At 47.9% G+C, this 326-nt stretch carries 1 protein-coding gene; it reads right to left on the bottom strand.

Annotation, left to right across the window (positions count from 1 at the left end):
• The coding region (locus AB4484_RS26570; RefSeq protein WP_372081038.1) for a hypothetical protein at positions 1-326 on the bottom strand (326 nt) is incomplete at both ends.

The raw sequence follows: 326 nt of genomic DNA, 5'->3' as shown, positions 1-326 counted from the left end.
GCAACAACATCAAACGGTATGGTTAATGTATCGAGGTTATTTGGTGTCGTAGCGTGATTGAGAGGGCCAAGCAAGGTAAACGTATAAGCACCGTCATCAGTCAGTACTAGTGTAAAAATTGGCGTTCCACCTGGGTCCGTTGCCCCTTGGTAAGTAGTCGTGTTAGCGGCACCTGTGATTTCAGTGATCTTAATACCTTCATTGCCCGACGATAGCGTCGCTTCCAGCGTTGAGATATTGCGTAGTTCGTAAACCTCTACTTGGTCTGCACCTTCAGTGGTAACAAACGAGCCTACCGCCTGAGCAACAATAGAGCCTAAATCGCC

The organism is Vibrio sp. 10N.261.46.A3 (genome assembly GCF_041472995.1).
Taxonomy (GTDB): Bacteria; Pseudomonadota; Gammaproteobacteria; order Enterobacterales; family Vibrionaceae; genus Vibrio; species Vibrio coralliirubri.
Note: the sequence above shows the minus strand (reverse complement) of the source record. Positions and strands in the feature narration are given on the sequence as shown.